Raw genomic sequence first — 9,792 nt, 5'->3', positions numbered from 1 at the left:
GGGCGGTGCGGCGGCAGCATCCGGGCCAGGCGCAGTGGCAGTGCGGAACATCGAGTCGACCCAATAGTTCAGATCGCCTTCCGGACCCTCTGCCACAGCAGCACCCGCGCCCGCAGCTGCGATGCCAGCCGTGGATGCGGCCGCCCCTGCCGTAGCGCCCGCCACCTTCGCGCCAGCCCCCAGCACCCCACCGATGGCCGAGGTAAGCAGGCCGGCAGTGAGCAGGGTGGCGACCGCCCAGGACACGAAGCCGTGCGCGGTATCGCGGAAATAGGTCTCGTCACCGTGCAACCGGGTCCACTTGGTACGCAGTCGACCGGCGATGTAGCCGCCAAGACCGGATGCCGCCAGGGCGGTGAAGGTCAGCCATGCAATGCTGGACCAGCCGAAGGTTTCCTTGCTGACGCCCTCGAATGACCACGGCGATACCGAGGACAGGCCCAGGCCCACCCCCAGGATCAACAGAATGAGGGAAAGCGCCGCCGCTGCTACCGCGCCGGCCAGAATGGCGCCCCAGGACACCGCGTTTTCGCCGGGTGCTGGCACGATGGGCGCAGTGACGACGGCAGCAACGTCCGGCCCAAGCGGGCCGCGCTCGGGTGGATCAAAACGGGTATTCATGAGCGGGATGCTCCTTGTTCATGGCTGCGCACGCAGCGGGCCAGCCGAGGCTGCGCGCGTTTGCGTGAACGCCGTGAGACCCCTCAATCACGTGCCGTTGGCGCTTGCGCACCTCCGCGGCAGTGCGCAAGCGAAGACGCCCCGCGGTGCGGGCCGTCATCAAGAGGCAGCCACTGCGTCTCAGCCCGCAGGAACGACGGTCACCTGATCAACATCGATATCAGTGGGCTTGAAATGATGCGTATCGACCTTGCCGCGCAGCTCGACCACCGTATCCGCACCGAAGGGCCGGCGGGGCAGATCCTCATCATCGATCTCCACCTCGATCTGGCCGGTGACGTCGCGGAACTGGTACCGCTCATCGCCGATCCTGGCAACCAGCGTGCCGCGCAGTACAACCGCATGATCATCCCGCTGTGTGCGTGCCTCGGCGACGGTCGTGGTGGCGGCACCTGCATCGGGGCCGGTGTACTGCGCAAAGGCATCGGCACTGATCAGGCCGAGTGGAGTGGCAACCAGCGCAAGCGCGAACAGATGTTTCATGACGTGCTCCTTCCGGAGTTCAAGGGAGCGCGTACTTTCCACCATGCCGCTGGCAGAGCCCATGCAATTTGTTGCAAAGTAGCTGAATGCGACACGCCGCTTGCCTCACGGGTTCGCATCGAATACCAGGGTGATATCGCCGGCCCAGTGCGATCCTGGGTCCAGGATCATTTCGCGCGTGGCGTCCGGCCCAGCAATGAAGCGAAGCGAAGAACGTCGCTCCATCAGGTACTCGTCTGCTGCAAAGCGCGGCGCGAGGGCATCGTCCGGAGAAAGCGCGGTGAACTGCGCAGGCCGTGTGTCGCGTTGGTTGATCATGCCTGGAAGGGTGACATCCACATCCACCGGTACGATGGCCCGGCTGACGGCGTTCCGGATGCCGCAACGATTGCCCGCATCATGCTCACAGCGCATCTTCAAACTGAATTCCATCGAAGTGGTCAGCTGGAAGGGCAATTCCTGGCGCAGGCTGGCCGGTGCGATGCCATGATCTATCCACTGCCGCCAACCGCCTTCAGGCGCCAGCTGCACGCGCGGAGATTCGGCGGGAAACCGGACCTGGAAATCGTGGATGACGTCAAAGACAAAGTTCATGCGAATGGCCTGCACGCCCGTGATGTGGTCGCCCAGGTCGATATCGGAGCCCGCACCACCGGTCGTCCACTCTTCCTCGGCGGTGTATCTGCCAGCGTGCAGCGTCATTGCATTGGGCAGATCGACATGGATGCCGAGGCCGACGTTGCGGAAGGTGTAGTTGCGCGAATTGCGGAGAACCGTGCTGTAGCACTCCTGGGGGTTGGAAGGATCCCGCACACCCCAACCGCCAGATGACCAGCCGACACCACCGGCTCCGCGGATGGCGGTGCAGCCACCACTGATGCCGTAGTACCAAGGATCAGTACCTCTGTCGAACGCCAGGTTAATGGCAATCGCCACGAAGCTGATCTTGGTCTGGAAGGACTGGCCTGAAGCAGCGTCGTGAAGCGTGATGATGCGCGGCGGTGGAAATCTGACATAGGTGGAATCGCGCCGCGAGGCACTATCACTGGCGCCCGACTTACGCCAGAAGTCGCCACTGCCCACAGTAAAGATGTAGGCGTTGGCACGATCACACTCATCCGGCCGCCAGCTGCAGAAGCTCCCACGGGGCGTGGTGTTTTTGAATGTCGTGTTCCCCGGATCCAGCGCGTTTGGCCGGAACTCGCCGGTGACCGTAACCGTCTTGATCTGCGCCGAGGCCGGAAACGCGGCTGCCAGACAGCACAGGACGATCATCAGTGAAATGGATCGAAGCATCACAGCTCCCTCCTCGTGGTGGTTTTGGCCTGCTGCACCATTCTTTCCAGCGGACAGGCAACGGCCCCCACCAGCAGCACGTCTCCTTCGCGCGAATAGTCACCTTCGCCCATTTTCAGCACGCAGTGCATGCGGTCGGGGTAACGCAGTTCGAAAGTCGGTTCACGCGCACTCAGCTCGAGGCTGAAGAAGCCCTGCTCGTGACTGACCGTGCGGCCAGCGTGGTTGATGACCTGCACGCCGTGTACGCCGTTACCTTCGGCATCGGTCACCTGTCCCATCACCGTTACCGTGCGCAGTACCTTTACTACCGCGTGCGTTACCCCCCCTTTGTTGAGGTGGTAGTCCAGCACAGCGGGCTGCAACACGGCTGACGGCGCGCTGTGCCCTTCAAAATCGAGCTGCACGTGACCTTGCCGAAAGGCCGTGACCGGTACGAAGTTGCGCCCGGGGCGCAGGAGTGCACTGCTGCCGTGGCTGTCATCGGCCCGCAGCGTCAGGTTGGGGTAGTCGCTGCTCACATCGACGATGATTCCGGTGTCGACGCCCGTCCGGCGGCCCTGCCCCAGCACGGCCGCGCGACCGCCGCCCAGCACGACGGTGCTGTCCAGGTTGGCACTGGCGCTGATTCTGCCACCCAACGCAGCACGGTACAGCTGCACATCGCCCTCCAGCAGCGAGTGCTGCAGATAGGCACCAGCGCCCGCGCTGAGACCATCGCGTTTAGCGCTGACCATGCCGTTCACGCTGCGCAGCACAGGCCCCTGCACCTGCTGGGTAACGGCCGCCGTCGCGTAGGCATCACGCTGGCCGGCCTGGCCGGTACGGCTGCCCAGGCTGCCGCTGTAGTTGCGCGTGTCGTCGCCCATGGCCAGACTCACGGTCAGATCGATGCCGCGCTGGCGCCGGTAGTGGGTAAAGCTGCTGCCCGGACGGTCGTAGGCCGACACCCGCCAGTTCACATCATGGCGGCCGAACAACGTTTCGCGCCGGCCGTAGGAAACATCAAGGCCGGTGCCGCGTGTGAAGCCACTCGTGCGCGATATGCGCACGCTGGCGTTGTCGCGGTGGCTGAAACGGTGGGTGAAAGACACCGAGGTGGTGTCCTGCCAGCCACCGCGTGTCTCCCAGCGTGGCGCACTGCCGTCGCCCGGCACGATGCGCTGGCGCTGCTCGGCCCAGCTGCGGGCATGGTTGGCCACGACGGTACCGGCGCGGTAGCGGTACAGTCCCTGCAGATCCATCCCGCGCCCGGCGGCGCGAGATGTATAGAAATTGGTGTAGGTACTGAAGGCATCGTTGGCCTGCCAGTCCATCGAAACCCCGGTGGCCCGATCCTGCCCCACCTTCTGCACGGTAGCGCCCAGCACGGCACGCGGGTGGGCCAGATAGTTGACCACGGCACCGGCGGCGATACCGCCCGTGGTGTCTTCCTGCGGCCTGCCCAGCAGCGATTGCTGCTGCCCGAAGAAGGCGCTGTAGCGCCAGCGGCGCGTTGGGTCGCGCCAGCGGTTGGGCTTGTGGATGGAAACGGCTTCGCGCGAGGCTTCCTGCCCATCCTCCATCACGCGCAGCTCCACATCGTAGATGCCGCCCGGCAGGCGCCGGGTATCAATCTGCTGGATGCCCGGCTTCACTGCCTGGGTACTCAGCAGGCGGCCATCACGCAGAATCTCCACCACGCCTTCGCGGCTGGCGGTGACATACACCGGGTAGGCGCTGGGCGTACCGTCATCGACAAGCAGCGCATCGGACGAACCGATCATCACGCCCAGTGCGGTATCGTTCCGGGTGCCTGGCGCCCGTGGCTGGCGAACGATGCCCTCGAACGTCGGCAGGAAGTAGCCGGCGCGCACGAAGTGGTCGCCCCGCTCGCGCTGCGCGTACAGCGCGCTGAGGTACTGCTCGGCCTCGCCGTGCTGGGTGTAGTACTGGTAGCTGCCAACGGTGTTCCACAGGCCCAGGCTGCCACTGAGCTCGGCGCTGTAGCGGGCGGTAGTCGGCTGGCCCTGGCCGCCGCTGGTGGACAGGCTGTTGCGCACGATCAGGCCGCGGCTGCCGTGTTCGGGCAGCGCAACGTGGCGATCGGTGGCCTGGGCCTGCACCGGGGTCAGCAGACTCAGCAGGGAATTGGAGAGGCTGTAATGCAACGCCGCCAGACCGCGGCAGCCGGAGGCGCAGACGCCCAGCGCCATGGGCTCGGCCAGCTGTTCCACCCAGCGCGCGCGCTCGGTGGCCGGCAAGGCGCTGCCCGTGCTGTCGCTGAAGGCGACGATCTGCACGCGGTTGTCTTCGTGCAGCACCACCTCGGCATCACCCAGATACGTGCCGTCCAGCTCCACGCGCACGGTAAGCGGATTGCCGAACAGATGCTCGCGGAATTCCACGGGCATGCGCTCGCGCTGCTCCAGCAGGCTGGGCAGATCATCAGGGGCTACGCCTGCGGCGGTGGCGGGCAATGCCAGCAGCGCCGTGCTGATGGCAGTGGCCAGCCGCGCCAAAGGGCGGAAGGGTGCGGTGTGGGGGCGCATGCGTGCAGGTCCGCTCCGCCTGCGTGGGCACACCCACGCAGGCGGTAGCGGCCAAAAGCCTTACGGCAGGTCGCTTTCGAAGATCATGTGGAACTGGCCACCGTAAGTGCCCTGCTTGTAGCCACCCGACGGTGCCTGCGGGCTGATGGCGAAGGCCAGCGACTTGCCAGCAGCGGCCTGTGCCTGGGTGGCCACAGTGATTTTGGAGGCGGCGGTGGCCGGCACGACTACGTTGTCGATCTTGATATCCAGATCGACCACATCGGCCGCCGAGGACATCTGCGCCGGGGCGCTCAGGTAGGCGCTGATGGCAGCCGGTGACTTCACGTTGATCACGCGGCCAGTCAGGTCACCCAGCGTGCTGCGCGCGGTATCCCACGGCAGGGTCTGCGGCAGGCCTTCCCAGCCGTCCGGCGAGGATACCTGCAGGCCCGCGGTGTTCGGCACATCGGCCTGCACGTTCACGGTGATGCTCTTGGTTTCGGTGGCGGCCAGGGCCACGGCCGGGGCGATGAGCAGGCTGGCTACGGCGGCCAGGGAAAGGGTCTTGATGGACATGAATACTCTCCGGGTTGTTTGAATCGGGATGCAGATACCAGGGCTCAGGCAAAGCGCTCCCGCGGGCGCCTGGCGTGCCCGGTGGGACGAACGGGTTTTCCGACTGGAACCGGCGTCTGGTTCAGCGGCGAGTGTCGATGCTGCGGCGTGCGTCGCCTTCGCGCAGGTCATAGCGCGAGAACTGGGTTGGGCTCATGTCCAGTGCATGGGATCGGCCTGGGCGGATGTGCACCAGGATGCCTGCGCTGCAGCTGTCCGGGTTGGCACGTTCGCAGTAGCGCAGGTTGTCCAGCACGATGGTGGCATTGCCCTGGTTGTGCAGTGCGTCGCCATCTATGCGCGTGTCGTACTGCGGGTTGTCCGGGCTGATGAACAGAATGGTGCCGAAACCGGTAAACACCTGGATGGCCGACTGCACGCCGGTCACTGCGCGGGCCTCTTCTTCGCTCAGCGAGAATTCCTCGGCGGTGGGCGCCACCGGCACGAAACGCAGCCGGTAATACTGTTCCTGATCGCGCGCACCGCGATAGACCAGGCGTGTGGCCTGCTGCCCATTGGCTGCGATGATCAGGCGGCTGGGGCTTGCGATGACACCCTGCGCGCCTGCGGCATTGCGGGCGATTGCCGTAGCGTCCACCGGCACTTCGGCGCTCTGGCCCTGCGCATCAAACTGCATGCGGGTGACTTCCACGCGGACATACGCCGTGCCATCGCCGGTATTGCGGATGCGCTTGAGCAGATTACCGCTGCCGGCAGGCAGATAATCGAAAAGGGGGCCGACATTGATCTGTGGCTGGCCGGCGAAACCATTGAACGCTGCGCCCCACAGCATGAGCATGAGCAGAATGCGCATGAGGGTGTCTCCATAGTGGGCCGGAAGTGTGCGACGCAACGACGCAGGGGTCCATGCAACTTGTTGCAAAAGCGTCAAGAGGCAGATAACTGCACTTGATATGAGCTGCAACGATCAACGTCGGACCGCCGCGTCATCGCCTCCGCCTGTCATCCGCTGTGCCCGTACCGGAGTGATTGCAGCCAGTGCGATACACGAGGCCATCTCCAACGCTCGCCGACGTGAAAGCGGCAGCGCATGGCATGTCTCCCGAGAGGTGACGGACCTGCTGGCTGTCCTGTGCCACAGACAGCAGGCAGGATTCCGCATTGCAACACCGGCCCGTCAGGCCGCGCTGCATGTACCACGGTCACCTCGACCGTGCTGCGGTGGCTCCGGACTGGACGACACGTTTGCAACTAATTGCATGTTACGGAGCGGAATCGAACGGGAAACTAGCCTCATTGCGGCGCGCAACGACGCAATAGACCCATCACTACTCCTTCACCTCGCCAGTAGTTAAACAGTTTCTGGCGGAGTTGGATATGTGATCTGCGCGGCGTTTGGCTCATCTCGTCCATCCCTGAGGATTCAACTCATGCGCCCATGTTCTTCTCTTTTCCTGCCCATGCGCCCGCTGGCCCACTGCCTGCTGCTGGCACTGTCGGCCCCCATCGGCGCCGCATGGGCCGGCGATCTCGACGGCACCGAAGCGACAGTATTGCCGGGTGATACCCAGGAAGAATGGACCGTCCGCAATGGCGGCGTGCTGAATGTCAGCAGTGGTGGCCGGACCGGATATATCGAAGCGACCGAAGCCTCCCGCCTCAATATGGACGGTGCAACCATTTACCGCACGGTAACCGGCCTCAACCATAGCGTACGCCTCTTTGGCGATGCGCACCTGGAAGCCAGCAACACCGATTTCATCGGTGGCGGCATTCTACTGGCCGATGGAAACGCCTCCGCACATCTGGTCGGCAGCCGGGTAACGGTCACAACGGCGGACGGGTATGCGGACATCACGACCGGCATCGACCTGACAAGCACCGCAACCGGCGGAGCGGCAATCAACCCGAGGGCGACGCTGGAGGCTACCCGTGTGTATGTTGAGGACGCCTCGATGCCCACCAATTCCTATTTCAGCGGCATCGGCGTACGCATGTCATTTGGTGAGGTCAACCTGCTCAACGGGTCGCATGTGGACGCCAGCAACATCGGCGTGCTCTTTCTCGGCAGGCGCGGTGACCCCAACGTCCTGCGTGTCGACAACTCCTCCATCATTGCTCGCCGCGGCGCGGCGCTGCATGTCTATCCCCGCAGTGGATCACACAACTACGACATCACCATCGCCAACGGTGCCAACCTGACCGGTGGCGATGGCAACCTGCTGCTGGTGCAATCGTTCGGCACCCGCCCGGATACCGGCGTACCCAGCATCAGATTTGCGGTGGACAATGCCAGGCTGGCGGGCAATCTGGCCTTTGACCGCACCAGCGTACCCCTTGGCACGCTCGACGTTTTCCTGCGCAACAAGGCGCAGATCGACGGCCGTTTCATCAACGTGACCTCTGCCGATATCGGCAACGAGAGCACCTGGCTGTTGACCGGCGACAGCAATGTGGGCCAGCTCACCGTGGGTGCCAGTGGCACCGTGGCGCTGGGCGATGGCAGCGGCTTCAACACCCTGAGCGTGGATACCTTCACCGGCAATGGCGGCACCCTCGCCTTCAACACCGTGCTGGACGACGACACTTCGCTGACCGACAAGCTGGTCATCGCCGGTGATGCCAACGGCCAGGCCAACGTGCGCGTGCTTAACGCCGGCGGCGCCGGAGCGAAGACCGACCAGGGCATCGAGCTGATCCGCGTAGGCGGTGCGTCCAATGCGCAGTTCGACCTGCTCGGCCGCGCGGTCGGCGGCCAGTACGAGTACTTCCTGTTCAAGGATGCGACCAACGGCGGCTGGTACCTGCGTTCGGAGCTGGCGACCACGCCCGACCCGTGCCTGGCCGACCCGACCTTGCCGCAGTGCAGGCCGATCGTTGATCCTGTGGACCCGATTGATCCCGTGGACCCCATCGATCCGGTTCCGGTGCTGCGCCCGGAAACCGGCGCCTACCTGGCCAACCAGTTCGCGCTGGACCAGCTGCTGCGCCACACCTGGCGAGACCGCCAGGGCGGCAGCCGTTCCGATGAAGGCGTGCGCGGCTGGGCCCGGGTGGACACCACGCAGAGCAGACTGGGCGCCGTGGACGACCAGCTGGATCTGCGCGTGGACCGTTCCCGCGTGCAACTGGGCGCCGACCTGGGTGTGTTTGCCGATGGTCATGGCCGTGTGGGCGTGATGGGGACGGCGGCGCAGTCCCGCGCAACCTCACGCTCGCAGCTGACCGGCTACAGCGCACAGGGCAAGGTGGAAGGCGGCGCGCTGGGCGTGTACGGCAGCTGGAGCGGCGATGCGGCGTATGTGGATGCCAGCGTGCAGCGCGGCCAGTTCCGCAACCGTGTGCAGGGCGAAGGTCTGGCCGAGGAGCGCTACGATTCGGATCTGTGGCAGACCTCGCTGGAAGCCGGGTATCGCTTCAACCTTGGCCACGTGGGCACCACCGCCGTGACGCTGCAGCCGGAGCTGCAGCTGATCTACACCGATGCAGCGACCGATGTGCATGCTGAAACCAACAGCACGGTGGTGCGCAGCCTGGGCAACAGCGGTCTGTCCGGTCGTGCCGGCCTGCGGTTGCAGGGGGAAGGTCACTCGGCAGCGGGCGCTTCTGTCAGCCCGTATCTGGCCGCCAACTGGTACCGCGATGGTGCCAGCGATGGCATCGCCTTTGATGATGAAGTGCTGAAGGCCGGCATTCCGCGCAACCGCTATGAGTTGAGTGCAGGTGCGCGGGTGCAGTTCCGCTCGGGGTTCAGTGCCTGGGGTGGCATGGGCGTGATGCGCGGCGACAGCGGCTATCGCGAGGCCACCGGCAACCTGAGTGTCGCCTACCGGTGGTGATGGTGGGCGCTGGCCGACTACGTGGATGCGCAGAAGCGGGGACCGCCAAGGCACAGTAGATCCACGCCATGCGTGGATGGATTGTTCGTCGCGCAAAAAAAAACGCCCCGCGGATGCGGGGCGTTTCATCACGAACTACCGCCGGCGATCAACCCTGGTAGTCGCGCACGTCAGCACCGGTGTAGACCTGGCGCGGACGGCCGATCTTCATTTCCGGGTCGACCTGCTGTTCCAGCCAATGCGACACCCAGCCGGAGGTACGGCCGAGGGCGAACATGACGGTGAACATCTCGGTCGGGATCTGCAGCGCCTTGTAGATGATGCCGCTGTAGAAATCGACGTTCGGGTACACCGCGTACTTCGCCCACCACGATGCGGTCCGGGCGCATGCGCAGGCTGTTGCG

The 9,792-nt window shown here is 64.8% G+C and carries 6 protein-coding genes and 2 pseudogenes; 1 reads left to right on the top strand and 7 read right to left on the bottom strand.

Annotation, left to right across the window (positions count from 1 at the left end; all coding sequences use genetic code 11):
* The 6 genes and pseudogenes from ACQKDV_RS16125 to ACQKDV_RS16100 all read right to left on the bottom strand — a co-directional run.
* Positions 1-621: pseudogene (locus ACQKDV_RS16125) on the bottom strand (hypothetical protein); the annotation flags it as partial.
* Between the two features lie 180 nt (positions 622-801).
* The gene (locus ACQKDV_RS16120; RefSeq protein WP_427785054.1) at positions 802-1,164 is read right to left on the bottom strand and encodes a NirD/YgiW/YdeI family stress tolerance protein; all 363 of its coding nucleotides are present in this window, start codon (positions 1,162-1,164) and stop codon (positions 802-804) included.
* A 105-nt stretch (positions 1,165-1,269) separates the two neighbouring features.
* A complete protein-coding gene (locus ACQKDV_RS16115) occupies positions 1,270-2,460 on the bottom strand; it encodes a hypothetical protein (protein ID WP_427785052.1) in 1,191 nt (396 codons plus the stop codon).
* Complete coding sequence (locus tag ACQKDV_RS16110; RefSeq protein WP_427785050.1) at positions 2,460-4,991, bottom strand: TcfC E-set like domain-containing protein; 2,532 nt, start codon at positions 4,989-4,991, stop codon at positions 2,460-2,462. Before ACQKDV_RS16110 ends, ACQKDV_RS16115 begins: the two co-directional genes overlap by 1 nt.
* A 60-nt stretch (positions 4,992-5,051) precedes the next feature.
* Positions 5,052-5,549, bottom strand: coding sequence for a CS1 type fimbrial major subunit (locus ACQKDV_RS16105; RefSeq protein WP_427785049.1), 498 nt, complete (start codon positions 5,547-5,549; stop codon positions 5,052-5,054).
* 121 nt (positions 5,550-5,670) lie between these two features.
* A complete protein-coding gene (locus ACQKDV_RS16100; RefSeq protein ID WP_427785047.1) occupies positions 5,671-6,402 on the bottom strand; it encodes a CS1 fimbrial subunit B flags: Precursor in 732 nt (243 codons plus the stop codon).
* A 577-nt stretch (positions 6,403-6,979) separates the two neighbouring features.
* Between ACQKDV_RS16100 and ACQKDV_RS16095 the strand changes: the two genes are divergently transcribed.
* Entirely contained in the window at positions 6,980-9,388 is a 2,409-nt protein-coding gene (locus tag ACQKDV_RS16095; RefSeq protein WP_427785045.1) for an autotransporter outer membrane beta-barrel domain-containing protein, read from the top strand.
* Between the two features lie 148 nt (positions 9,389-9,536).
* Here the strand turns inward: ACQKDV_RS16095 and ACQKDV_RS16090 are convergent.
* Positions 9,537-9,740 (bottom strand): annotated as a pseudogene (locus ACQKDV_RS16090) (citrate/2-methylcitrate synthase); the annotation flags it as partial.
* Positions 9,741-9,792 lie beyond the last annotated feature (52 nt).

Origin of the sequence: Stenotrophomonas sp. NPDC077659, from assembly GCF_050268705.1 — a bacterium.
Classification (GTDB): domain Bacteria; phylum Pseudomonadota; class Gammaproteobacteria; order Xanthomonadales; family Xanthomonadaceae; genus Stenotrophomonas.
This window is presented reverse-complemented; position numbering and strand designations above follow the sequence as displayed.

Bases quoted from the DNA above. Each gene is read 5' to 3' on its own strand.
- ACQKDV_RS16120 (WP_427785054.1), bottom strand. From the start codon at position 1,164: ATGAAACATCTGTTCGCGCTTGCGCTGGTTGCCACTCCACTCGGCCTG.
- ACQKDV_RS16115 (WP_427785052.1), bottom strand. From the start codon at position 2,460: ATGCTTCGATCCATTTCACTGATGATCGTCCTGTGCTGTCTGGCAGCC.
- ACQKDV_RS16110 (WP_427785050.1), bottom strand. From the start codon at position 4,991: ATGCGCCCCCACACCGCACCCTTCCGCCCTTTGGCGCGGCTGGCCACT.
- ACQKDV_RS16105 (WP_427785049.1), bottom strand. From the start codon at position 5,549: ATGTCCATCAAGACCCTTTCCCTGGCCGCCGTAGCCAGCCTGCTCATC.
- ACQKDV_RS16100 (WP_427785047.1), bottom strand. From the start codon at position 6,402: ATGCGCATTCTGCTCATGCTCATGCTGTGGGGCGCAGCGTTCAATGGT.
- ACQKDV_RS16095 (WP_427785045.1), top strand. From the start codon at position 6,980: ATGCGCCCATGTTCTTCTCTTTTCCTGCCCATGCGCCCGCTGGCCCAC.